23 protein-coding genes are annotated in these 23,991 nt (G+C 65.1%); 13 read left to right on the top strand and 10 right to left on the bottom strand.

The genetic code is table 11. From position 1 onward, the window contains the following. Nucleotides 1-10 precede the first annotated feature (10 nt). Complete coding sequence (locus CXY72_RS15585; RefSeq protein ID WP_104128566.1) at nucleotides 11-889, top strand: helix-turn-helix transcriptional regulator; 879 nt, start codon at nucleotides 11-13, stop codon at nucleotides 887-889. A gap of 4 nt (nucleotides 890-893) precedes the next feature. Here the strand turns inward: CXY72_RS15585 and CXY72_RS15580 are convergent, their stop codons facing one another. Together CXY72_RS15580 and CXY72_RS15575 are read right to left on the bottom strand one after the other, a co-directional pair. Then, the gene (locus CXY72_RS15580; protein ID WP_104128565.1) at nucleotides 894-1,871 is read right to left on the bottom strand and encodes an aldo/keto reductase; all 978 of its coding nucleotides are present in this window, start codon (nucleotides 1,869-1,871) and stop codon (nucleotides 894-896) included. Nucleotides 1,872-1,983: 112 nt separating this feature from the next. Next, on the bottom strand, nucleotides 1,984-3,051 hold the full coding sequence (locus CXY72_RS15575; protein ID WP_104128564.1) for an NAD(P)-dependent alcohol dehydrogenase: 1,068 nt from the start codon (nucleotides 3,049-3,051) through the stop codon (nucleotides 1,984-1,986). A 280-nt stretch (nucleotides 3,052-3,331) separates the two neighbouring features. Between CXY72_RS15575 and CXY72_RS15570 the strand changes: the two genes are divergently transcribed. The 6 genes from CXY72_RS15570 to arfB all read left to right on the top strand — a co-directional run bounded on the left by CXY72_RS15570 (nucleotide 3,332) and on the right by arfB (nucleotide 8,885). After that, nucleotides 3,332-5,020 (top strand): long-chain-fatty-acid--CoA ligase, encoded by a 1,689-nt coding sequence (locus CXY72_RS15570; RefSeq protein WP_104128563.1) that lies wholly within the window; start codon nucleotides 3,332-3,334, stop codon nucleotides 5,018-5,020. A gap of 70 nt (nucleotides 5,021-5,090) precedes the next feature. Then, nucleotides 5,091-5,756, top strand: coding sequence for an SDR family NAD(P)-dependent oxidoreductase (locus CXY72_RS15565; protein WP_104128562.1), 666 nt, complete (start codon nucleotides 5,091-5,093; stop codon nucleotides 5,754-5,756). A 227-nt stretch (nucleotides 5,757-5,983) separates the two neighbouring features. Further along, nucleotides 5,984-6,904 (top strand): pseudouridine synthase, encoded by a 921-nt coding sequence (locus CXY72_RS15560; RefSeq protein WP_104128561.1) that lies wholly within the window; start codon nucleotides 5,984-5,986, stop codon nucleotides 6,902-6,904. A gap of 132 nt (nucleotides 6,905-7,036) precedes the next feature. Then, entirely contained in the window at nucleotides 7,037-7,576 is a 540-nt protein-coding gene (locus CXY72_RS15555) for a DUF3090 domain-containing protein (protein WP_104128560.1), read from the top strand. Further along, nucleotides 7,576-8,343: an SCO1664 family protein gene (locus CXY72_RS15550; protein WP_104128559.1), complete on the top strand. Its 768-nt coding sequence runs from the start codon at nucleotides 7,576-7,578 to the stop codon at nucleotides 8,341-8,343. Before CXY72_RS15555 ends, CXY72_RS15550 begins: the two co-directional genes overlap by 1 nt. A 119-nt stretch (nucleotides 8,344-8,462) precedes the next feature. Further along, nucleotides 8,463-8,885, top strand: a complete 423-nt coding sequence (arfB, locus tag CXY72_RS15545; RefSeq protein ID WP_104128558.1) for an alternative ribosome rescue aminoacyl-tRNA hydrolase ArfB — start codon at nucleotides 8,463-8,465, stop codon at nucleotides 8,883-8,885. A 33-nt stretch (nucleotides 8,886-8,918) separates the two neighbouring features. Here arfB and CXY72_RS15540 read toward each other — a convergent pair whose 3' ends face one another. After that, nucleotides 8,919-10,790 carry an FAD-binding monooxygenase gene (locus CXY72_RS15540; protein ID WP_104128557.1) on the bottom strand — a complete coding sequence of 624 codons (1,872 nt, stop codon included), beginning with the start codon at nucleotides 10,788-10,790 and terminating at the stop codon, nucleotides 8,919-8,921. A gap of 426 nt (nucleotides 10,791-11,216) precedes the next feature. Between CXY72_RS15540 and CXY72_RS15535 the strand changes: the two genes are divergently transcribed. Next, nucleotides 11,217-11,660 carry a VOC family protein gene (locus CXY72_RS15535; protein ID WP_104128556.1) on the top strand — a complete coding sequence of 148 codons (444 nt, stop codon included), beginning with the start codon at nucleotides 11,217-11,219 and terminating at the stop codon, nucleotides 11,658-11,660. A gap of 116 nt (nucleotides 11,661-11,776) precedes the next feature. Here CXY72_RS15535 and CXY72_RS15530 read toward each other — a convergent pair whose 3' ends face one another. Beyond that, complete coding sequence (locus CXY72_RS15530) at nucleotides 11,777-12,664, bottom strand: 1,4-dihydroxy-2-naphthoyl-CoA synthase (protein WP_104128555.1); 888 nt, start codon at nucleotides 12,662-12,664, stop codon at nucleotides 11,777-11,779. A 93-nt stretch (nucleotides 12,665-12,757) separates the two neighbouring features. Between CXY72_RS15530 and CXY72_RS15525 the strand changes: the two genes are divergently transcribed. Continuing rightward, complete coding sequence (locus CXY72_RS15525; RefSeq protein ID WP_104128616.1) at nucleotides 12,758-13,738, top strand: NAD(P)-dependent alcohol dehydrogenase; 981 nt, start codon at nucleotides 12,758-12,760, stop codon at nucleotides 13,736-13,738. Here CXY72_RS15525 and CXY72_RS15520 read toward each other — a convergent pair. Beyond that, complete coding sequence (locus CXY72_RS15520; RefSeq protein WP_104128554.1) at nucleotides 13,704-14,288, bottom strand: CGNR zinc finger domain-containing protein; 585 nt, start codon at nucleotides 14,286-14,288, stop codon at nucleotides 13,704-13,706. The genes CXY72_RS15525 and CXY72_RS15520 overlap by 35 nt on opposite strands. Nucleotides 14,289-14,372: 84 nt before the next feature. On the opposite strand from CXY72_RS15520, the gene CXY72_RS15515 reads away from it, so the two are divergent. Then, nucleotides 14,373-15,527 (top strand): DMT family transporter, encoded by a 1,155-nt coding sequence (locus CXY72_RS15515; RefSeq protein WP_104128553.1) that lies wholly within the window; start codon nucleotides 14,373-14,375, stop codon nucleotides 15,525-15,527. Here the strand turns inward: CXY72_RS15515 and CXY72_RS15510 are convergent. From CXY72_RS15510 to CXY72_RS15500, 3 genes are all read right to left on the bottom strand, one after another. Next, nucleotides 15,431-16,069 carry a hypothetical protein gene (locus tag CXY72_RS15510; protein ID WP_146071205.1) on the bottom strand — a complete coding sequence of 213 codons (639 nt, stop codon included), beginning with the start codon at nucleotides 16,067-16,069 and terminating at the stop codon, nucleotides 15,431-15,433. The two genes, CXY72_RS15515 and CXY72_RS15510, sit on opposite strands and share 97 nt — an antisense overlap. A gap of 94 nt (nucleotides 16,070-16,163) precedes the next feature. Continuing rightward, nucleotides 16,164-17,681 (bottom strand): hypothetical protein, encoded by a 1,518-nt coding sequence (locus CXY72_RS15505; RefSeq protein ID WP_104128551.1) that lies wholly within the window; start codon nucleotides 17,679-17,681, stop codon nucleotides 16,164-16,166. Then, on the bottom strand, nucleotides 17,678-18,310 hold the full coding sequence (locus tag CXY72_RS15500; protein ID WP_233197870.1) for an ABC transporter ATP-binding protein: 633 nt from the start codon (nucleotides 18,308-18,310) through the stop codon (nucleotides 17,678-17,680). The genes CXY72_RS15505 and CXY72_RS15500 overlap by 4 nt, the downstream gene beginning before the upstream one ends. Before the next feature lie 263 nt (nucleotides 18,311-18,573). Here CXY72_RS15500 and CXY72_RS15495 point away from each other — a divergent pair, with 263 nt between their 5' ends. The 3 genes from CXY72_RS15495 to CXY72_RS15485 are packed head-to-tail and all read left to right on the top strand — an operon-like array spanning nucleotide 18,574 to nucleotide 20,540. Continuing rightward, complete coding sequence (locus tag CXY72_RS15495) at nucleotides 18,574-19,236, top strand: DUF1992 domain-containing protein (protein ID WP_233197869.1); 663 nt, start codon at nucleotides 18,574-18,576, stop codon at nucleotides 19,234-19,236. 36 nt (nucleotides 19,237-19,272) lie between these two features. Continuing rightward, on the top strand, nucleotides 19,273-19,512 hold the full coding sequence (locus CXY72_RS15490) for a hypothetical protein (protein WP_104128549.1): 240 nt from the start codon (nucleotides 19,273-19,275) through the stop codon (nucleotides 19,510-19,512). Next, nucleotides 19,509-20,540, top strand: coding sequence for an NADPH:quinone reductase (locus tag CXY72_RS15485; protein WP_104128548.1), 1,032 nt, complete (start codon nucleotides 19,509-19,511; stop codon nucleotides 20,538-20,540). Before CXY72_RS15490 ends, CXY72_RS15485 begins: the two co-directional genes overlap by 4 nt. Before the next feature lie 462 nt (nucleotides 20,541-21,002). Here the strand turns inward: CXY72_RS15485 and CXY72_RS15480 are convergent, their stop codons facing one another. Both CXY72_RS15480 and CXY72_RS15475 read right to left on the bottom strand, forming a co-directional pair. Next, on the bottom strand, nucleotides 21,003-22,841 hold the full coding sequence (locus tag CXY72_RS15480; protein ID WP_104128547.1) for a DEAD/DEAH box helicase: 1,839 nt from the start codon (nucleotides 22,839-22,841) through the stop codon (nucleotides 21,003-21,005). Between the two features lie 203 nt (nucleotides 22,842-23,044). Next, nucleotides 23,045-23,821, bottom strand: coding sequence for an alpha/beta fold hydrolase (locus CXY72_RS15475; protein ID WP_104128546.1), 777 nt, complete (start codon nucleotides 23,819-23,821; stop codon nucleotides 23,045-23,047). Between the last annotated feature and the right edge of the window lie 170 nt (nucleotides 23,822-23,991).

The following is a 23,991-nucleotide window of genomic DNA, read 5'->3' as shown; positions in this document are numbered from 1 at the left end:
TACTGGAGGGATGGACGACAAAGATACCCTCGCTGATTTTCTGCGCTCGGCCCGGGCGCGACTCACGCCAGCCGACGTCGGCGTGTTGGTCAACCCCCACGCGCCCGCCCGGCGGGTACCCGGACTGCGCCGTGACGAAGTAGCGGGGCTGGCCGGCGTGAGCGTGGATTACTACGCGCGCATGGAACAGGGCCGGGTGACGCAGGCATCCGATGCCGTTGTCAACGCGCTCGCCGGGGTGCTGCACCTGAATGAGGCGGAGCGCAGCTACCTGTTCTCGCTGTTATCCGCCTCGACCGGCGGCCGCATCCAGCAGCGGCGGCGCACCCACGCGGTGCGCACGTCGGTGCGCACCATCATGGATTCCTTCACCACGCAGCCGGCATTCGTGCTCGGCGTTGGCATGGACGTGCTGGCCATGAACGACCTCGCCAAGCTACTGCTCAAGGACTTCACCAAGGCCTCGGGGCTCGGGCGCAGCATGGCCCGATGGACATTCCTCGACCCGTCGGCGCGCACGCTGTACCTGGACTGGGAGATTGTGGCGTGCGATGTGGCGGCTATGCTCCGTCACGACGCGCGGTCCCACCCCAACGACCGGGCCCTCAACGAGCTGATCGGCGAGTTGACCGTCAAGAGCGACGAATTTCGCGCCTGGTGGAGTCAGCACCGGGTGTGGGAGTGCACGTTCGGCGTGAAGCGCTTCGAGCACCCGATCGTGGGCCGGGTGGACGTGGACTACGAGACCTTCCCGGTTCCGGGCGAACCAGACCAGCAACTCTTCGTCTACAGCACCGAGCCGGCATCCGCCTCAAATGACGCGCTGCTCATCCTGGCCTCCTGGCGCACAGATCAGACGGATGCCCCCGCACTCGAGTCCAGCCGCTGACGCGTTAGAACCCTTCGGGCAGACGCGGCACGTACGATGCCTCGAGGCGCGCCCGCTCGTCGGCGCTCAGTTCGAGGTCGAGCGAGGCGATGGCATCGTCGAGATGCTGCGGCTTCGTGGCACCAACGATCGGCGCCGTCACAGCAGGGTTTCCCGACACCCAGGCCAGGGCTACCTGAGCCCGCGGCACCCCGCGTTCAGCAGCAATGTCAGCGACGACGGAAGCAACGGCCCGATCGCCGACCTCTGCCTGGGCGTACAAGGCCTGGCTGATCAGGTCCGTTTCGGTGCGAGCGGTCGTCTGGTCCCAGTCGCGGGTCAGCTTTCCACGCGCGAGCGGGCTCCACGGGGTGAGACCGATACCAGCGTCGGCGGCGAGGGGGAACATTTCGCGCTCCTCCTCCCGGCTGATCAGGTTGTACTGGCTCTGCATCGACACGAACGGCGTCCAGCCGTTCACCTGCTGAAGGCGCAGGGCTTTCGCAAACTGCCAGGCAAACATTGAAGAGGCGCCCAGGTAGCGCGCCTTACCCGAGCGCACCACGTCGTGCAGGGCTTCAAGCGTCTCCTCAAGGGGAGTGAAGGGGTCGAAGCGGTGCACGATATAGAGGTCCACGTAGTCAAGGTCGAGGCGACGCAGGCTGTTGTCGATCTCCTGCAGCACCGCCTTGCGTGAGAGGCCGCGCTGGTTGGGACCTTCACCGACCGGCGAGTAGACCTTGGTGGCCACGACGATCTCGTCGCGGCTGGCATACTCCGCGAGGGCGCGTCCGAGGATTTCCTCGCTCGACCCGGCCGAGTAAGCATTTGCGGTGTCGAAGAAGTTGATGCCGGCCTCAACGGCTTGCCGAATGAAGGGCCGACTGGTCGCCTCGGTCAGCGTCCAGGCGTGGTTTCCGCGCTCCGGCTCGCCATAGCTCATGCAGCCGAGGGCGAGCGCTGAGACATCCAGACCGGTGGTTCCGAGCTTCACGTACTTCATGGGACTCCTTAAATGACGGATGCCCCGGGTCGCGTTGTATCTGCGGCCCGGGGCAGTTCGTGCCTGGGTTTTTTATCGACCGGTGTGGCTTATGCCGCGCCGGTCAGGGCGCTTACGCGTCGACGCGGGTCTCGTTCGCAAACGTGGCCACGTCGATAACGAAACGGTAGCGCACGTCGCTGCGGATAACACGCTCGTAGGCTTCGTTCACCTGATCGACCGAGATGATCTCAATGTCGGCGCCGATTCCGTGGGCGGCGCAGAAGTCGAGCATTTCCTGGGTCTGGCGGATGCCACCGATCTTGGAGGCGGCGATGGAGCGACGCTGGGCGGCGAGCCACACCATCTTCACGCTGTCAGGCTCGGTGGGGATTCCAACGTGCACGAGCGTGCCGTTGAGGGCGAGCAGCTTGAGGTAGCCCTCCAGTTCGAGGTTCGCGGCCACGGTGTTCACGATGAGGTCGAAGTGGTTCTCGAGCTCGGTGAAGGTGGTCGGGTCACTGGTGGCGTAGTAGTGGTCTGCACCGAAACGCAGGCCGTCTTCCTTCTTGCTGAGGGTCTGGCTGAGAACGGTGACCTCGGCGCCGAGCGCGTGGGCGATCTTCACACCCATGTGTCCGAGGCCGCCCATGCCGAGGATGGCAACCTTCTTGCCGGGGCTGGCTTCCCAGTTCACGAGAGGGGAGTAGAGCGTGATTCCGGCGCAGAGCAGGGGAGCGGCCTCGGAGAGCTCGATGCCATCGGGGATGCCGAGCACGTAGTTCTCGTCGACGACGATCGCGGTGCTGTAGCCGCCGTTGGTGGGGGAGCCGTCGTGGTTACGGTCGTTGTAGGTGCCGACCTCGCCCTTCAGGCAGTACTGCTCTTCGCCGGCGAGGCAGTTGACGCACTCGCGGCAGGAGTCCACGAAGCAGCCGACGCCAACGCGGTCGCCCACCTGGTAACGGGTGACGTCGCTGCCGACGGCGGAGACGATGCCGGCAATCTCGTGGCCGGGAACCATCGGGAACAGCCCGACACCCCACTCGTCGCGAGCCTGGTGGATGTCGGAGTGGCAGATTCCGGCGAACTTGATGTCGATCGCCACGTCGTGGGCGCCGGGGGTGCGCAACTCGATCGTGGTGCGAACAAGGGGCTGGTTGGCCGCGGGGGCGGCGAGTGCAGGAACAGTGGTCGTCATAAAAAAATCTTTCAGTGCCGATGATGAGATGCGAGGAAATCCCGTGCCGTGGCACGTGTCGACGGTGACATCCGCTCGAATAAGGCTACGTGAGTGCACCGACCCGATCGATACTGGAACGTGGCACTGTCTGACCCCCCCAAGGAATGTCCGACCGTCAACCAGCGGGGGTGTGCAGGTGAGGGCGCAGGCAGCGGATGCCCGAGTCGTTGCGCTCGCGGTGTCACGGCATCCGCTCGTCACTCGCAGGATTCTGCGTCAAATCAGGGAGGATGGTGTCATGGCAAACACTGAGCACGAGCCGTGGGTCAAGAACTATCAACCGGGCGTTCCCGCCGAGATCGAACTTCCACGGGAGTCCCTCGTGGCCATGCTCGAGCGTGCCGTGGCCGAAGCCGGCACCCACCCCGCGCTGGAGTTTTTCGGGCGTCGAACGACCTACACCGAACTCGGCGATCAGATCGACCGGGCCGCGGAGGGATTGCGTCGCCTCGGGGTGAAAGCCGGCGATCGAGTGGCCCTGATCTTGCCGAACTGCCCCCAGCACGTCGTCGCTTTCTACGCGGTGCTGCGCCTCGGCGCGGTGGTGGTGGAGCACAACCCGCTCTATACGTCCCGGGAATTGCGGCACCAGTTCGAAGATCATCAGGCCCGCATTGTTATCGCCTGGGACAAGGCGACGGCTGCCGTGCGCGAGTTCCCGGCTGACATCGAGATCGACCACGTTGTCTCGGTCAATCTCCTCTCGGCGTTTCCCACCCTGAAGCGCCTCGCCCTGCATCTGCCGGTGAAGAAGCTGCGCGAGTCACGCGCGGCGCTGACGGGCCCGGCACCGGGCACGATGTCCTGGAAGGACCTGCTCGCTTTCGGCGTGATCGACTTTGAGCATCCACGCCCCTCGGTCGATGACCTGGCCGCCATCCAGTACACCTCGGGCACCACAGGAACCCCCAAGGGGGCCATGCTCACCCACTTCAACCTGTACTCCAACGCCCTGCAGGGTGAGGCGTGGATGCATGGAGCGCAGTACCGCAAAGAAATCTTCTACGCGATCCTGCCGATGTTCCACGCATTCGGGATGACCCTCTACCTGACCTACGGCATTCGCAAGCAGGGCCTGCTCGTGCTGTTCCCCAAGTTTGAGCCCGGGCTGATTCTTGACGCCATGAAAAAGTCGCCCGCCACGGTCTACTGCGCGGTGCCGCCGATCTATGAGCGCACGGCGCTCGCCGCACAGGAAAAAGGGATCTCGCTGCGCTCGTGCAAGTACTGCATTTCGGGCGCCATGAATCTGCCCGATCATGTCGTGGAACTCTGGGAATCGGTATCGGGCGGACTTCTCGTTGAGGGCTACGGCATGACCGAGTCGTCTCCGGTCGCGCTGGGTAATCCGTTTCATGCCAGCCGACGCACGGGCACGATCGGTGTGCCGTTCCCGTCGACCCTGATGAAAGTGGTCGATCTGGACGATCCAAGCGTTGAGGTGCCGTTGGGGCAGCCGGGTGAGTTGTTGTTGAAGGGGCCGCAGGTTTTTCAGGGTTATTGGAACAACCCGGAGGAGACCGCGAAGACGCTCCTACCCAACGGTTGGCTGCGCACCGGCGATATCGTGACCGTGGATGAGGACGGCTTCACCACGATCGTAGACCGCGCCAAGGAGTTGATCATCACCGGTGGTTTCAACGTGTCGCCCTCCGAGGTGGAGGCTGTCTTGCGGCTGCACCCGAGCGTCAGTGACGCCGCAGTGATCGGTCGACCGCTCGAACGCGGCGGAGAGATGGTTGTCGCCGCGATCGAACTCAAGGCCGGTGTCACCCTTGATGAGGATGCACTGCGGGCGCACTGCCGGGAACATCTCGCGGCCTACAAGATTCCGCGGCGGATCGTGCAGATTGAAAACACGCCGCGCTCGATGCTCGGCAAGGTGTTGCGCAAGCAGGTTCGTGAGCAGGTTCTGCCGCTGCTCTGATACCGGGCCCACGGTGTTGCTGGGTTGATCATGGGGGAATATTTCCCCCGGGAGGGGTCTTGCAACCGATATGACTACTCTCGCAATTATCGGTGCAGGCAAGGGACTCGGCGCAGCAGCAGCGCGTCGTTTCGGAGCAGAAGGATTTTCCGTTGCGTTGATCTCACGCAATCAAGGGCGCGTGGATGCGCTGGCCGAGGAACTGGGCGCAGAAGGAATCACAGCGAAGGGTTTCGTCGCCGACGTGCGAAACCCGGCGTCGATTAGCCGGGTGCTCGAGCAGGTCACGGAGACTCTCGGCGCGATCGAGGTGTTGCAGTACAGCCCCCTGCCGCAGAAGGACTTCATGCGTCCCGTGCTGGAAACAACGCCCGCTGATCTGGTTGGGCCGATCGAATTCTCCGTCTACGGCCCCGTTGCGGCGGTGCACCAGGTCGTTCCCGGCATGCGTTTTCTGGGAAAGAACCGAGGCACCATCCTCTTCGTCAACGGCGGCACGGCCGTGACGCCGGTACGGAGCCTGGCGGGCACATCCATTGCCTTTGCCGGACAGGCTGCGTACGCGCAGCTACTGAATGAGGTTCTCGGCGAAGAGGGGATTCAGGTCTCCCAGCTCATCATCGGCGGTCGAATCATCGAGGGTCACCCCGAAAAGGACCCGGCGACGCTGGCCGAACACCTCTGGAACCTGCACACCCAGCGCGACCGATTCCGCCTGCAGATCAGCGCCGACTAACCCTCGTCATGTGCACATGCACGTGAGTGACCGCGCACACCGCGCGGAACGCGTATAGAAAGCCCGCCCGTGTGCCCACGGGCGGGCTTTCTCGTTAACTGACGCAACGAGGGCAGGTGGCAGTATCTGCCGGTGCTGTGAACGAAGAATCACGCGGCCATATCTGCCCAGCTTCGATCGGCGCCCGTACACGCGCGGTGAAGGGCTGAGCCACGTACGATCAGTGGATGCCCCCGCGTTCTCCGCTCCCGCAACGGCTCGGGCTCGATGCCGCGTGGGTGTGCACGCCGGAACGGTCGCAGCATCCGCTCTGGGAGACCATGGGAGCCTGGCTCGACGAGCGGTTGTCCGAGTTCGTGGACGTGGCGGGATTTCTATCCCAGGAGCGGTTTGTCTATGGCACCGGCGCCGCAGTCGGCGGCCGCGACCCCTACCGGCCGTATACCTTTGTGTGGTTCCACCGCGATCTGGCCGAGGAATCCGTTGTTCCGGGGCTCATCCATATGATCTATCGCGACGATCGGATCGTGGTGATCGACAAGCCCGCTTTTCTCTCGTCCATTCCCCGCGGGCGCCATGTCGTGCAGAGCGTGGTGGTGCGCCTGCGCGCCCAACTGCAGCTTCCGGAGCTGTCCCCGCTGCATCGGCTCGACCGGGTGACGTCGGGGCTGTTGATTCTGGCGACCGAGCGACGATGGCGCGGGGCGTATCAGTCGACGTTCCAACGCCGCGAGGTCGCCAAGACCTACCGTGCGCTGGCTCCGCTGCACACGGGCCTCGAACTGCCCGTGATGGTGCGCAATCACCTCACCACGCGTCCTGGTCGCTGGCAAGCCGAGGTGCTGCCGGGCGCACCGGTCAACGCTGAATCGTTGATTGAACTCGAATCGGTGATCGATGGCCTGGGCAGTTACCGGCTGACGCCCCGCACCGGTCGCACGCACCAATTGCGTTTGCACATGCTGGGGTTGGAGATTCCGATCAGTGACGACCCGCTCTATCCCGTTGTGCAGGATGTCGCGCTTGACGATTTCACCCGCCCCCTGCAGTTGCTGGCGAACGAGGTGCGCTTCACCGACCCCATCGACGGGGGAGCGCGGCACTTCGTCAGCGTGCGCACGCTCCCCCTACGCAGCGAAGTCAACTGAGCGGCATCACTGATGCCTGCGCCGGTTATTATCGGCGATTCGATGGCCGCAAGGCCTCCTTTCGGCTGAGGTTCTCGTCAGCGGCGGGCCGAGCCGCAGACGTCACGCAGCTCTCGCGTCTAAAATGTGCACATGCCCCAAATCGTTCATGAGTTCGTCTGGCCTGACCGGGTCGTCATCGGTACCGTCGGCCTGCCCGGGGAGCGTACGTTCTATCTGCAGGTGCGCAGCGGCGCGCGAATCATCAGCATCGCGTTGGAGAAACAGCAGTCGGCGCTGCTCGCCGAGAAGATCGATGAGATTCTCGACCAGCTGATCACCTTCGAGGGCAACCCGTTCAGCATCCCGTCCACGACCCCGATCGAGCTCGTTGATAACGACCCGCTCGAGCAACCGGTCGCTGAGGAATTTCGCACCGGCTCGATGAGCCTGGGCTGGGATCCATCAACGGTTCAAGTGGTGATCGAGGCCTACCCGATTGTCGACGAAGACGAGGAATTGCTCGAACCGCTTGAAGCGGCCAATTCGTTGCTCGTGCGCATACCCGTCGGTACCGCTCGCGCGTTCGCGAAGCGCACTCGTGAGATCGTGGGCGCTGGGCGGCCGATGTGCTCCCTCTGCGGCTACCCCATCGACGCCGACGGCCACACCTGCACCGTTCCCGGGGACTGATGCCGACTCCCGACCTGGTCGACGGCGAGTTGACACTCACCGGCCGAATCACGACAGCCTCGAATGCAACCTTCCTAGGCAGCATCGATGGCGCGATGGTCGTCTACAAACCGGTGGCGGGGGAGCATCCGCTCTGGGATTTTCCCGACGGAAACCTCGCCAATCGTGAAGTGGCGGCCTACCTGGTCTCGCAAGCCTTCGGCTGGAACGTCGTACCGCGCACCTGGCTGCGCGAGGGGCCGATGGGTGAAGGTATGGTACAGCTCTGGCAGGAGAGTGACCCCGCCCAGAACCCCGTCGACCTGGTGGCAGCCGACGCCGTTCCGGAAACCGGGTGGCGACACGTTCTCGACGGGCGAGACGAGCACGAACGGATGGTCACCCTCATTCACGAAGACAGCGCCCCGCTTCGGCGGATGGCCGTGTTCGACGTGGTCGTGAACAACGCCGATCGCAAGGGCGACCACATTCTTGCGATGACCGATGGGCACCGACACGGAGTCGATCACGGGCTCACCTTTCACGTCGAACACAAGTTGCGCACCGTACTGTGGGGCTGGTTGGGCGACGCTCTCACCACCGACGAGCTCGACGGCATCGACCGGGTCACAACCGGCCTGTCCGGCGAACTCGGCAACACCCTCGCTGGCTTAGTCAGCGCCGAAGAACTCACGGCATTCGCCGCGCGCTGCGACCAATTGCGCTCGGACGCACGGTTCCCAGCCCCGAGCGGCGACATGCCCGCCGTGCCCTGGCCGCTGTTCTGAGCTCGCCGCTGTTCTGAGCTCGCCGCTGTTCTGAGCTGGCCGCTGTTTTGAGGTCGGTTGCGCAGGGTTTATGATACGTGTCGTGCGCGGGGGATCCTGGGGTGTGCCACGCTAGGAGCATGGATCTTGAGGTGTCGGCGGCGCTGACCATTCCCGAGCGCGAACTCGGCTGGCGGTTCTCGCGATCGTCCGGTCCCGGCGGCCAGCACGTCAACACCTCCGACAGCCGGGTTGAGCTGTCCTGGAACGTCGCCGAGTCCGCGGTGCTGTCCGACGACGAGCGGATGCTGCTGCTCACCCGCCTGAATCACCGCCTCGTTTCCGGGGTGGTCACCATCGCCGCCAGCGAGCAGCGCTCCCAGCTGCGCAATCGCGAGATTGCCCTGCGAAAGCTCGCCGACCTGGTGACGGCGGGTTTGGCCGCGGAACCGGCAGCGCGGCGCGCAACCAAGCCCACCCGCGGTTCCGCCCGGCGGCACCTCGCGGTCAAACAGCAGCGCTCGGCCACGAAGCAAAACCGGCAACGTCCCGCAGCCGAGTAGGTGGGCGACCCACCGGCATCCGCTCGCTGAGCCCTACCGAACAAGCAACATCTGCCGAAAGTAGGCCGCCAGCTCAGCAGTAGCGGTCAGGGGCAGCACATGGGCGACGTACTGATCGGGGCGCACGATCACCACGACGCCGTTGCGATCGAGACCGCGCTGCTCAAAGATGTCGTGATTCGGGTCGGCGGCGTACACCTTCTCGTAGTCGATCAGCCCGAACGGGCCCGTTTTCGGTAAAAACGCCACGTCGACTCGGCCGAGGTCAACCTCGGTGTGCGCCTGCTGGTACACCACCTTCAGGTCGAAGACGCTATCGATGTCGCTGTCGGCCGGGGTGTGCGTGAGTAGCGGCGAATCGGGGGCGGTCCGCATCCACGTGGCCCAAGAGGCCAGTATTTCAGCGGATGCGTCAGCGAACGCGTACACGCGCCAGCGGCCGTCGGCGCGGTGGTGGTGGCCCAGCTGCACCGGGTTGGCGTCGCCCACGCGCACGACCGGGGCGGACTTGAAGCGTTTGCCGATGGGGAATCCGGTGGCGAGCGCCTGATGGGTCGCTTCGCCGATGAGCATCGACGGCGGGTATCGGGTCATGAATCCTGATGGAAACTCCCATGTCTGGGTGTAGAAGTCCTCGAGCGGAACTGTGAGGTCTTCGGGCTTCGCCGCCATCAGGCTCGACCACTCCTTGTCGAAATCGATCAGGTTCTTCGCAATGACCTGGCGCTCGGCGGAATAGGTGCTGAGCAGGCTATCGGGGCTACGCCCGTCGAGCACGTAGCCGAGCTTCCAGCCGAGGTTGAAGCCGTCCTGCATTGAGACGTTCATGCCCTGGCCGGCCTTGGCGCTGTGGGTGTGACAGGCGTCGCCGGTGATGAAGACCCGCGGGGAGCGGATGCCGATCTCCTCAGGCAGCAGGTCGTCGAACCGGTCGGTCAGACGGTGGGCGACCTCATAAACGCTGTGCCAGGCCACGTTTTTCACATCGAGTGTGTAGGGGTGCAGAATCTCGTTGGCCTTCACGATGATCTGGTCGATCGTCGTCGAGCGCGCGGCGCCGTTGTCGTCGGCGGCCACTTCGCCGAGGTCGACGTACATGCGAAACAGATAACCGCCCTCGCGCGGAATGTGCAGGATGCTTCCGCCGGATCCGGACTGGATTGCGCACTTGGTGCGAATGTCGGGAAAATCGGTGACGGCCAGCACGTCCATGACACCCCAGGCGTGGAAGGCCGCGTCACCGGCCAGCGTGCAGCCGATGGAATCGCGCACGGCGCTGTGGGCACCGTCGGCGCCGACCACATACTGGGCGTGCACGATGCGCTCCTGGCCGGTCAGCTCTCCGCTGGTGTGCCGGAGCGTCACGGTGACGGGGTAGTCGCCCTCGTTGGTGTTGGTCAGGCTGAGCATTTCATAGCCGAAGTCGGGTGTCATTCTGGTGGGCGAATTGGCCATCACCTCGGCGAAGTAGTCCAACACGCGTGCCTGGTTGACGATGAGGTGCGGAAATTCGCTGATGCCGGTGGGGTCGTCGATGGCGCGGGCGGTGCGGATGATGTTGGCCGGGTTGGTGGGGTCGGGCTTCCAGAACGCCATCTCGGTGATGCGGTAGGCCTCGGTGATGATGCGCTCGGCGAACCCGAAGGCCTGGAAGGTCTCGACACTGCGGGCCTGGATGCCGTCGGCCTGCCCGATCGCGAGACGTTCGCCGCGGCGCTCGAGGATGCGCGTGGTAATACCGGGAAACTGGGAGAGCTGGGCGGCGGTGATCATGCCGGCCGGGCCCGTGCCCACGATCAGAACGTCGACGTTGTCGGGGAGCTCGACGGGGCGATCGATGCCCACTCCGGCCGCATCCTGCCTACGCGGATCAGCGGACACGTATCCGTGGTGGTGAAATTGCACGACTTCCTCACTTCTGTGTGGGGTCTCTCGGTGGGGTCTTTCAATACAACGATTCGAACGCCAGCATCAGTCTGCGTTCGATAATCGAATGCGGTGTTCTATTATCGTTTTCTGAATCATATATGACCGGGTGAGATCCGCAACCAGTGCACGGAGGGGCATCCGCGTGAGGTGGTCGGTTTGGTCCGATGCAGGTCACGTTGTTTCCGAGTGATGAAGCTTCCGGTAGCGTGCTGCGGGCGGCGCCTATGCTCCGGGAGGCTGTGACCGGTGAGCAGGTGCCCGCCGAGGCGATGCACCTTATTTGCGCCGTCAGGCGGCCGGACGGCGCCATCGGCTCGTACGTGGCTCTTGACATATCGCGCGTTCTCACGACGATGGAAGAGAGCTCGCAGCGCGGGCACCCCGCCAGGCAGAGGAGTCACCATGGTCACCAGCATCTTCGTCAATTTACCTACGAGCGACCTCGACCGGTCGAAAGCCTTCTTCACCGGGCTCGGCTGGACTATCAATCCGCTGTTCACCGACGAGAACGCCGCCTGCATCGTGATCGAGAAAAACCTCTACCTCATGGTGCTCACGCGGGACTTCTTCGCCACCTTCACCGACAAGCCGATCGCCGACCCCGGCACCACCGTGCTCACGCAAACCGCGTTCAGCCGGGATTCTCGCGAAGACGTCGACGCGATTCTAGACAAGGCGCTGGCCGGCGGTGCCACCGAGCCGCGTGCGGCACAGGACTACGGGTTCATGTACGCCCGCGATTTCCAAGATCCGGACGGCAACGAGTTCAGCGCACTCTGGATGGACCCGGTCGCCGCCGAAAAAGGCCCTGCGGCGTACGTGGCCGAGCAGCAGGCGGGCGCCTGATTCTGAGTGGCTGCACGCAGCAACGGCCGACACGCGGGTGTTGACCGCCCTGCCCTAGAACTCTCGGTCAGTCACGCAGCGACACCGGTACATGGTGGTGAGCGTTCGGGCTGCCCCTAGAACTGCCAGGGAAAGGGCGACCAGTCCGGTTCGCGGTGTTCCAGGAACGCGTCCTTGCCCTCGACGGCCTCGTCGGTGCCGTAGGCCAGGCGGGTGGCTTCACCGGCGAAGATCTGCTGGCCGACCATTCCGTCATCGACGGCGTTGAACGAGAATTTCAGCATGCGGATCGCGGTCGGCGATTTTGTCAGGATGGTGTTGGCCCACTCCAGTGCGGTCGTCTCCAACTCTGCATGGGGCACCACGGCGTTCACGGCGCCCATCTCGTAGGCGCGCTGGGCGTCGTAGGGACGCGCGAGAAAGAAAACCTCCCGGGCAAATTTCTGCCCGACGTGCTGGGCGAAATAGGCGCTGCCGTAGCCGCCGTCGAACGAGCCGACGTCGGCATCCGTTTGCTTGAACATGCCGTGTTCCTTGCTGGCGATCGAGAGGTCGCAGACAACGTGCAGGGAGTGGCCGCCGCCGGCCGCCCAGCCGGGAATGACGGCAATGACGACTTTCGGCATGAACCGGATGAGTCGCTGCACCTCGAGAATGTGCAGCCGCCCGGTGCTTGCGACCCCGTCACGGTACTGGTAGCCGTCGCGCCCGCGGATACGCTGGTCGCCACCAGAGCAGAATGCCCAGCCCCCGTCCTTAGGGCTCGGCCCATTACCCGTGAGGAGCACCACACCGATTCGCGTGTTCTGCCTGGCGTCGTCAAGCACCCGGTAGAGCTCATCGACAGACTGAGGGCGGAACGCATTGCGCACCTCTGGCCGGTTGAAGGCCACGCGGGCGACCCGCCCGGCGTTGTCGTGGTGGTAGGTGATGTCCTGCAGCGTGGTGAAGCCATCGACGGGCTTCCAGAGTGAAGGGTCAAAAATTTCGGAAACCTGAGTCATGGTTTCAGCTTAGGTGTGCTGACAATACTGGCCATCGCCGAGCTCCCGAGGCCACCCGGTCGCGACGGCGCGTTCGAGGGTACGCTGAGCCGCATGAAAGCTGCCGTGTACCGTCAGTACGGACCCCCAAGCTTCGTGCACGTCGAGACTACGCCGCAGCCGATACCCCAGCGCAACGAACTGCTCGTGCGCGTCTTTACCAGCACGGTCAACCGCACCGACTGCGGCTTTCTGAGCGGCAAGCCACGCGTGGTGCGGCTATTCAGCGGACTGCGCAAGCCTCGGGCGACGATTCTTGGCTGCGAGTTCGCCGGCGAGGTCGCCGGTGTCGGCGCCGACGTCAGTGCGTTTGCGGTCGGCCAGCGGGTATTCGGCTACAGCGGCGTGAAATTTGGTGGTCACGCTGGCTATCTGACTGTCGCCGCGACGGGAATGGTCGTCGAGATTCCGGGAGACGTTTCCTACGTGGAGGCATCACCGATTCTGGAGGGCGCCCACTACGCGCTCAACATGCTGCGCGCGGCACGGGTCACCGCCGGACAGAAGGTATTGGTCAACGGCGGTACGGGAGGGATCGGATCAGCTGCGGTGCAATTGCTCGTGAATGTCGGCGCCCGCGTCACAGCGGTCTGCGCCACCCCGCACCTATCCCTGATGGAATCTCTCGGGGCTGAGCGGGTGGTGGACTACACGCTCGAGGACTTCACCGCGCTCGACGATGAGTTTGATGTGGTGCTCGACATGGTCGGGAAGAGTTCTTTCGGACGCTGCCGCCGGGTGCTCGCTCCCGACGGAATCTACATCTCGTCCGAACTTGGTACGCTGTGGCAAAATCTGATCCTGGCGCTGACCACGCCGGTGCTGAGGAGGAAGCGCGTAGTGTTTCCCATTCCCAAGGACACCCGCGACGATGCACTGTTCCTGCAGGGCCTGGTCGCATCGGGCGAGTTTCGGCCGGATATCGACCGGACCTACCCGCTCGAAGATATTCGCGCTGCCTACGAATATGTCGCGACGGGGCAGAAGATCGGCAACGTCGTCATTCGTGTGCGCGACGAGGCAGCGACGGAGTAGAGCCGGTGGGCTGGCGCTCGCGGAAGGCGATCATGTTCATGCGGTTGCCACAGCGCACGCTGCAGAAACGCTTCGACCCGTTACGGGAGAGGTCAAGAACCAGCCCGGTGCAGGCATCCGCTTCGCAGATGCGCAGGCGACCCATTTCGTCGCTGCGAATCACGTCGATCAACGCCAGCGCGGCCTCGACGCGCATGCGTTCCCCGAGTGGAGCCTCGGGCTCGGTCGCGTGCAGGTGCCAGTCCGAGTCATCATGGCGGGCGAGCTGGGGGAGCGCCCTGGCCTCGCGCAGCATGCGGTTGATCTCCGTGACGGCGTCGTCGCGGCCGAGAGTCCAGACCCGGCGCAGCAGGGCACGGGTCTGTTGCACGTCGAGCAGCTCGACATCATCTCCGTCGATGCGGCCGGTGAACAAAATGGGGGCGAGCAGGGCAGCGAGGTCGGCGAGCGTTTCGAGTTCGTCGCGGCCACTTCGAGAGGCCCCAGGGTCAGTGGCGCCGAGCAGCACGACGAATTCGAGTGCTTCCTCGGTGTCAGGGGCAAAATGCAAGTTGACTCCTTGGCAATAGGGTTCTACTGTCAGTGGTGAAAACAGTTTAGACCATGACAGGCCCACGTCTTGTGAAGGAGGCGCATGAAGATCTCGTCCCTGCCGGGAGGCGTGATCGTTGCCGCCATTGCTGCCATTTCGTTTGGAACCTCCGGCGCGCTGGTCAAGCCCATGCTCGAAGCTGGTTGGTCACCGACAGCCGCCGTGACTGCCCGCGCGTGGACCGCCGGGCTCGTCTTGCTGCCATTCGCGCTGTATTCGTTGCGCGGGCGTTGGGGGGCCCTGTGGCGGGGTCGCTGGCGCGTGCTCGGGATGGGCATCGTCGGTGTCGCGGGTACGCAACTGGCCTATTTTGCCGCGCTCCAGACCATTCCAGTCTCGACCGCGTTGCTGATTGAATTTCTCGCTCCGCTGATTCTGGTCGGCTTCGTTTGGGTGACGACCAAACGGATGCCCCGCCGCACGGTGCTGCTCGGATCGGCTCTCGCCGTTGGCGGGCTACTGCTCGTGATCGGGCCCGGTGCCATTCGGGCCGTGGACCCGATGGGGGTTCTGTTCGCCTTCGGCGCGGCCATCGCCTGCGCGGTGTTCTTCGTGGTGGCTGCGCGCCCGACCGAAGGCTTGCCGCCGATCGCACTGGCGGCCTTTGGATTGCTGGTCGGGGGAACAGCCCTCGGCCTGCTCGGCCTGACCGGTCTGCTTCCTTTCACCGCATCGTTTCTCGACCTGTCCCTGCTCGGCACGGTTGTGCCGTGGTGGGCGCCGCTGCTCGCGCTCGCCATTATCAGCACCGCGCTCGCGTATGTGGCGGGCATCACGGCGGCGGGAATTCTCGGGTCGAGGCTCGCCTCGTTCGTCGGCCTGCTCGAGGTCATCTTCGCGTCGCTGTTCGCCTGGCTGCTGCTGGGCGAAGTGCTGACGCCGCTGCAGCTGCTCGGCGGGCTTTTGATCCTGGGCGGCATCGCGGCTGTGGGGGAGGAACGCGTCGAGCTGGCCGCCGAGGCGCTTTCGCCGGACGAGCCGGGACTGCCGCACGCACACGGCGACGCTCATGACGACGCTCACAGCGACGCACATGGCGACGCTCACGGCGAGAACGACGAGGCCGCCCGCTCCGATGAGGCGACGGCCGGCGCATCCGCTCAGGAGATCAGCACCGGCGTGGGATCGTCGATGGTCGGCGGGTTCAGCACGACCTCGAGAACGTCAGAACGGCCGAGCGAACCGGGAAAGTTGTAGCGGGCAAAGCGCCCGCTGGGGTCATTGGGCGTCGAAGGCACGACGATCGATGAACGGCGAATGATCTCGGCAACGCAGTCGGTCACCGCGGCGCGGAGTGTTTGTCCGCTGCGACCGCGCAGACGAACGGATGCCCGCGGCCCGCCCTCCGCGCCGAACCGCAGGGTGAGCATGCGCGTGTGGGCGCGTTGACGGTCGAACATGTCGAGGCGAGCCCAAATGATCTCAGCCAGGGGCACGACCCGCCGCCCGGCCCGCAGTTCGTTCGTGTCGAAGTTCACCGAGGCTTGCGGGTAGCGCAGCTGCTGCACGAGGTAGAGCACTAAGAACACCGGAACGACAGCGCCGAGGGCGATCAGGAATCCCCACCAGATCGAGATGTCGAAACTTTGCGCCAACGTGGTTCCGAGGTTGATCGGCAGGATACCCAGGAGGATGCCGTTCAGCGGAGTTGCCGCGAAGGTGCTCCACCAGCCGGCACGGTCGAGTCGCACCCAGCCGGAGGGAAGCGTCGCTGGGTTCGGCGCGCTGGTGTCAGTCACCCTCGCAACATACCAGTTGACCCGCTTCGCCTCACGGTGCGAAGTCTCATGGTCGGGCATCCATTTCGAGAATTGTGCAACCTCGACACGAGCGTTATCGACGGAGCGCACGGACGCGTCGCAGGGCGAGCGCGGCCACGAGCGTTCCGGCGACGGCCAGCCACAGGGCCGCTCCCAGTCCAGCCCCTCCGGTCCCCGCTGCCCCGACGTGCACGGTGAGACCGCCGGCAACGACGAGAACGATGAGGAGTGCATCCGCTTGCCACGCCATCGCATTGAGGATCGACACGTCTCCCACCGGGGTCGGCACTGGCAGGAGCAGGCCGATCGGCATGGGCCCTTTGGCGCAGTCCAGAACGCGCACGAGCACGATGAACACCGCCAGCAGCATCCACCAGGCAACGGCCCCGCCCACAGCCCCGCCTACGGCCCCGAGCGAGCCGAACACGACGGCGGCGAGCAGAGGGATAACCGAGTGAGCGCCGAGTAGGGTGAGGGGGCTGCCCCCATATAGCGAACCCGGAGTCGCGTTGTCGGCGGCGTTGCGCAGGCCATCGCACCAGACGCCCACCCCCAGGTAGGCCAGCGACACCCCGGCGAGGGCCGTGATCCAGTCGGCGCCATCGGGCATTGCCGCAGTCACGGCGGTGAGCCAGCCGGCACCGACGAGGGCGAGCGAACCGAGAGTGATGCGCACCGGAAACCGCCCGGCAGCGATAACGTCGCGCTGCACGATCGCCAGCATCAGCGGACCGGTCAGGGGAATGCGCCGGCGTCGCCCACGAGTCGGTGGGTCGCGCAGCGTTCCAGAAGCCCCGGCGACATCGCCGATGTGCACCAATGTTGAGATGGACTGCCAACGCCGCGACTGCGCCATCATCTCGTCTGCGCGCAGGTTGCCCAGCAGCGCGGGCACGCCGATGAGCGCCAGCGACGATACTCCCAGGGCGATCGCCGGCCACCAGACGCTGGGCGCACCCGTGCTTACTCCCTGCCACAGCAGGGCGACCCAGCCCCACGGGGTGAACCTGAGAGTGTCACCGTTCGTCGCGGCGCCCATCGCCACGACGACGAGCGCCAGCCCGACCGTGATGCGGCGCGGCAGGCTTTGCCCCATCAGCCAGAATACGGTGAGCAGGCCAGAGAAACCGAGACACCCCAGCACGACCAGCACCGCCGAAACGGATGCCGCCGCGCCGTTCACCAATCGCGCCGCGACCACGAGACCCACCGCTGCACCGACCGAGCACGCGAGCACGGCCCCGCTCACCAGAAAAGGGCGGAGCACAGTGGCATGGCGGGGCAGGTCGCTCCCCGCCAGAAACTCCGTGAGGAACGGACTCGGAACCACGGGCCCGCGGGTATGACCAAGCAGCAGGGCCCCCGCAGCGAGCGCTGCCGCGATCATTCCGACGATCCGGGCGCTGCCCGGGGAGCTGAGCGCGGCCACGACCGGGGGTTGGGCCAGACCGCGCACGATCGCCAGCGTGGCCGGAACGGCCACGAGACCGACGACGAGCACCGAGACGTAAATCAGGTAGCCGGTGTCGCTGGCCGCCCGGGCCCGGCGCTCGGCCAGCACCGATCGCGCCGACCGGAGCACCTGCCTCACTGGTGCCCGAGCGTCACGGTCGCGTCGGCGATCGAGTCGACCATCTCGACGTTGTGACTGGCGATCACGACGGATGCGCCGCGGTCGATTTCCCGGCGCACCGCCGTGGCAACGAGATGCCGGCGGTGCGCATCGAGGCGCTGCTCGGGTTCGTCCAGAATGAGAACGTCGAACGGCCGCACGAGGGCCGTGGCTAGGGAGAGTAGCTGGGTCTGCCCGGAGGAGAGCTCGTGCACGAACCGGTTGCGAAGTTCGCTGATGCCGAGTTGCTGCATGGTGGCGTCCGCGGCATCCGTTGCGGTCGAACCGGTGCGGCCCCAGGTGGTGGCGATGAAACGCAGTTGCTCGTGGGCGGTCAGCTCGCGGGCGAAAGCCGGAAGGCCGATCCGGGCCGAGATCGCGCGTCGCGCCGTGCGGTTGCGTTCATCGACTGGCCGGCCGTCGAGCAGTGCCGCGCCCGCCGTTGGTCGCAGGTGCCCGCTGATGATGCGCAGCAGGGTGGTCTTGCCTGAGCCGTTCGCGCCCAGAATGGCGAGCGCCGTGCCTGCCGGCACAGCGAACGACACGGGCGCGAGCAGCACTTCCGAATCGATCGAAGCGGACACGGAACGGGCTTCGAGGTGAGACACAACCCCTATCCTCTCGCAACCGCGCAGGCCGCAGCACGCACCAACGGGGCAGCGGCGATCAGTCGGAACCATCCCGGCATCCGCGCGTTGGATTGTTCGCCGTTGCCACCGGAGTCAGTCAGGGGGCGTTTTATGACGATTCGCGGGCGAGATGCCAGCGCTGGCCGCGTGGATGTCGCGTGGCAAATTCGAGATACCGGCGATACCCTCCCGAGCAGCGTTCCAAGTCGACTCGGCGACCACCTCGATCTAGGCTGGCAGCCATGACCGGCAACAAGGACCGCAGAGATGGGCAACCCAGCGACGCCCAACCCAGCGACGCCCAACCCAGCGACGCCCGACTCAACGTGGCCCGCTACCAACTCAAGCACATGCTGCCGCCCGATCAGGAAGAATCCGCTGCGACAGACGTAAACGATCCCGAGCAAAACACGGCCGGGCAATCCATGATGGAAGCCCGAGCCCAGTATGTGGAAATGGCTATTCAGCAAGCTATTCGTCGTGGCGAGTTCGACAACCTGCCCGGTGCCGGCAAGCCGCTGGCCAACCTCGAGCGTGGGTATGACCCGGACTGGTGGATACGTCAGAAGATCGAAAGCGAGAAGATCACCGGGCTCGGTCCACCGGCCCTCACCCTGCGCACCGAGAACGCCGAGCTCGATGCCCGGTTGGACAGCGTGCAGTCTGAGGCTGCGGTGACCGAGATCCTGAAAGATTTCAACAGCCGAGTGGTGGCGGCACGGCGGCAGTTGCAGGGTGGACCGCCCGTGGTGACCCCCACCCGGGATGTGGCCGAACAGCTCGTCCTCTGGCGGGAACGCCGCGCCGTGCGCAGCGAGGCCGCCAGGCAGCAGCGCGAGAGGGAGGCCGCGGCGCTCGCTGCCATGACCTGGCGGGAACGCCGCCGTCGCGCTCGCTCCCAGTGAGGTATTGTCTGCGCGTTCGTTCTGCTTGAACCGCAGATGGGTGGCGGGCGAGCCGAGGGAACCTGGCCGATCGAGGGAGAAGCGACCGCCGAGCTTCAGCCCACACCGGCTGAATCGCTCTGCTGGACCGTCATGCTCGCGAATACAAGCGAGATCGACATCGACCAGGCGTCCACCGGGACCAGGGGCACCATTCAGACCGATCTGCACGCCACGATCGCCGGTACGGCGCCGCCGGGAAACATTCCGACGTCTCCGGCGTTAGCTCTTATATGAAGACCATTGTGTATAGCGAAACCGGTAACCCGTCCGTGCTTCACCTCGTTGATCGGCCAGTGACAGAGCCCCGTGCCGGCGATGTTCGCGTGCGCATCGTGGTGGGCGGGGTGAACCCGACCGACTGGAAGTCGCGCCAAGGCACCAGCCCGGGGGAGGCTCTCGCATTCGCCGACGTCGTGCCGAACCAGGACGGCGCTGGCGTCGTCGATGCTGTTGGCCCCGGTGTGTCGAACGTAGCTGTCGGCGATCGCGTCTGGCTCGCCCTCGCCGCCTACCAGCGTGCGGACAGCGGAACTGCCCAGGAGTACGCGGTGCTTCCGGCCGAACGCGTATTTCTGCTGCCCTCCGCGGCCACTTTCGATCAGGGAGCCAGCCTCGGCGTGCCAGCCATCACCGCCTACCGGGCCCTCACCGTGGCCGAAGATGGGCCTACGCGCCTGCATCCCGGGGCGCTTGACGGCAAGATCGTGCTCGTCGCAGGAGGCGCCGGCGCCGTCGGCCACGCCGCCATCCAGCTCGCCCGCTGGGCCGGTGCGACCGTGATCACGACCGTGAGTGGGCCGGCCAAGGCGGCCCTCGCAACAAATGCCGGGGCACACCACGTGCTCACCTACACTGACTCCGACGTCGCCACCGAAATTCGAAGCATCGCGCCCGATGGCGTCGACCTCATCGTCGAGGTGGCTCCCGCCCAGAACTCCGAACTCGACCTTGCGGTCATTCGCAATCGCGGATCCATCGCGGTCTACGCCAATAATGGCGGCGACGAGATGACCCTCGATGTGCGCAAACACTTCAGCCTGAACGTGCGGTACCAGTTCCTGTTGTTGTACACCGTCGGCATCGAGGTCGTGCAGCAGGCGGCCGCTGCCATCAACGAGGCGCTCCGTGACGGCGCATTGCCCGTCGGAGCGGATGCGGGCCTGCCGCTGCACCGCTTCGACCTGGCCCACACAGCAGATGCACACGCCCTCGTCGAAAGCGGAGTCACCGGCAAGGTGCTCGTCGACGTCTCCGCGTCCTGACGTGTGGCCTGGCCCGCGAACTGACGCGTGGCCTGACCCGCGGTGCCTAAATCAGGACATCCCGCCGGTGTGGGCCGCGGGCTGCCCAGGACTGGGCGGCACGGGCCGGATCGGCGGGATGTCCTGATTTAGGCACCGGTCGTCAGCTTTCGCAGCGGGCCCGGCGCATAACTCCTGCAATTTGCAGGGGCGTAAACGGAACCCCGGTGTGTTTCTACGGATGTTGCGGGGGCCCGATACGAATTGCAGGAGTTATGCGCGCCGCGAGGCCCCAATCGGTGGTCGGACGAGAACCTTGCTCGGTGGCTAGTGCAGAAAACCCCGCGGGGTAACTGATGAGTTCTGCGCGGTTACCGAGGATGCCTGAGGTGTGTTTTTTGAATTGGCCCCGGCAGCGATCTGCAAGTCATACAGTCAAGTCCCCTCGTCGCGAACGACGAGGGGACTTGACTGTATCAGGCTTTAGTACTCGCGGCGCGGAGCGCGCGGCGGGCGATCGCCCTGCTCGGCGGAACGCGAGGCGCCGCCCTTGTCGGCGCGCAACTCAATGAGCTTGCCGCTGATGCGGGTGTTCTCCAGCTTGGAGAACACGTCGCTCGACAGGTCAGCGGGCAGCTCGACCAGCGAGAACTCCGGCAGGATTTTGATGTGCCCGAAGTCGTCGCGGCTGAGCCCACCCTCGTTGGCGAGGGCGCCGACGATCTGACGCGGCTCTACCTTGTGACGCTTGCCGACCTCGATGCGGAACTGGGCCATCGGCTTACCGCTCGAACGTACCGGGCGTTCGCTGCGCACCGGTCGGTCGTCGCGGGCGCCGTAGCTGCCGCGGTCGTCGCGGCTGCCGCGATCATCCCGGCTAAAGCGGTCGGAACGACCGCCGCGCTGCTCGGAGCGTTCGACCCGCTCGTCGCGCTCGAGGCGCTGCTGGGCGCGAACATCTTCGGCTGAAAGCAGCAGCGGAGTTTCGCCCTGCCCGACGACGGCAAGAGCCGCGGCCACATCAACCTCGGGCACATCGTGGTGGGACACATAGTGCGCGATGATGTCGCGGAACTTGCTGATGCGGTCGGTCTCGTCGAGTGCCGCCGTGATGGCGTCGTCGAAGCGAGTGAGGCGCGTCACATTGACGTCCTCAACGCTCGGTAACTGCATCTGGGTGAGCGGCTGGCGGGTCGCCTTTTCGATGGCGGAGAGCAAACGACGTTCGCGCGGCGTGACGAAGCTGATAGCTGCGCCCGAGCGACCGGCGCGGCCGGTGCGGCCGATGCGGTGCACATACGACTCGGTGTCGATCGGAATGTCATAGTTGACGACGTGGCTGATGCGCTCCACGTCGAGGCCGCGAGCGGCGACATCCGTTGCGACGAGAATGTCGAGCTTGCCGCTCTTGAGCTGATTGATCGTGCGTTCGCGCTGAACCTGCTGCACGTCGCCGTTGATCGCCATGGCCGAATAACCGCGCGCACGCAGCTTTTCGGCGAGCAGTTCGGTCTCGTTCTTGGTGCGGGCGAAGATGATCATGCCCTCGAAGTTCTCGACCTCGAGAATGCGGGTGAGCGCGTCGAGCTTCTGCGGGTACGACACCATCAGGTAGCGCTGGGTCGTGTTCACGCTGGTCGTGGTCTTGCTCTTGACCGTAATCTCTTCCGGGTCGTGCAGGTACTTCTTGGAGATTCGGCGAATCTGCGCCGGCATGGTGGCTGAGAACAGAGCCACCTGCTTGTCATCGGGGGTGTCGGCAAGAATGGTCTCGATGTCCTCGACGAAGCCCATGTTCAGCATCTCATCGGCCTCATCGAGCACCAAGAACTTCAGCTCCGAGAGGTCGAGGGTGCCCTTCGCGAGGTGGTCCATGATTCGACCGGGAGTGCCCACGACGATGTGCACTCCGCGACGCAGGGCCGACAGCTGCTGGCCGTAGCCCTGTCCGCCGTAAACGGGCAGCACGTGCACGCCGCGCATGTGAGCGGCGTACTTCTCGAACGCCTCGCACACCTGCAGTGCGAGCTCGCGGGTGGGCGCGAGCACGAGCGCCTGCGGGTTCTTCTGCGACAGGTCGAGTCGGTTCAGAATGGGCAGCGCGAACGCAGCCGTCTTGCCGGTACCGGTCTGGGCGAGTCCGACAACGTCGCGACCCTCCAATAGCGGGGGAATTGTGGCGGCCTGAATGGCCGAGGGGGTCTCGTAGCCGACAACTTTGAGCGCCTTGAGCATGGCGTCATTGAGTCCAAGGTCGGCAAATGTCTTCGTTACGGAGGCGGAATCTGCCTCGTTCTGCGTTGTAGTGTCTGGGGCGGTCATACTACAACGGTAGTCGAAGAGTTCGCCCCCGGCGTTAAGGCTCGTCTGGCAACTTGCAAAGCGGATGCCCGCGGCCGCGGCATCCGCTTGCAGCGGCGCGTAGCGCCGGGTACGCAAGCGGCGTTTCCCAACTTCTCAAACCGGTGAATCCAGTGCCGGCGCCTTCGGTGGTATCTTTCACGGGCACGTCGCGTGGCTGACGCCTAGGCGTTCAAGAACCCAATGGCCGCCTCGCGGAATGCCCGCGATGTGGGCGCGTTGAAGTGGTTGCGCCCGGGAATCTCGAAAAAATCGCCGTTTGGCGTGGCGTCAGCCAACACCCGGGAGGCATCGAGAATGCTGTCCTCGCTACCGGTGGCAAACAGCACCGGCTGAGTGGGCGCGTTTGCGGCGCCGGGCTGCGGGCCGCCGCGCATGCCTTCGACCAGGGCGACGAGCGCGGCGAGGTCATTGCCGGGCAATGTCTTCGCCATGGCGAGATAGACGCCGGTGAGGCGGTCGCTGACCTCGCGGCCGTGTTCGAGGTGGGCGCGGGCATCCGCTACCTGAAAACTTTTGAGCGGATCACCATCGGGAATCCCGCCGAGCACCGCCCGGGTGATGCGGCCGCCGAGGTCGCGGGCAGCCTGCCAGCCCACCCGGGCACCGAGCGAGTAGCCCACATAGCACACCTCGGTGAGCAGATAGGCGTCGAGCACCGTCTCAACGTCGGCGACGAGCAATTCCATCGTGTACGCGTCGGGGGAGTGTGGTTTGTCGCTGGCACCGTGGCCGCGCTGGTCGATGCCGATGACGTGAAAACCGGCCCGGGTCAGATCTCGGGTCCAGCCGGTGGCGTGCCAGTTAGCGATAACGCTCGAGGCGAAGCCGTGCACCACGACCACGGTTGGATGCTCCGGGTCACCGAGCTCATAGGTGGCCAACTGCACACCGTCGCGGGACAGAACAAAACTTGGCGCGGGGGCAGTTCGGTGCAACATTCCCCTATTCCACCACGGATGCCGCGGCGCAGGTTTGCTTGGCTCGCCACCCCTGCTCTCCTCGCCTCCGGCGGACTGAGCTGACCGGGTTACGGGTTCTTTCCTCGCCGATACCGGAGTTCAGGACGTTGACGGCTGAGTCGACGACCGCTGCCGTGAAAATGAGGAAG

It is taken from the genome of Cryobacterium sp. Y57 (genome assembly GCF_002929505.1).
Lineage (GTDB): Bacteria > Actinomycetota > Actinomycetes > Actinomycetales > Microbacteriaceae > Cryobacterium.
This window is presented reverse-complemented; position numbering and strand designations above follow the sequence as displayed.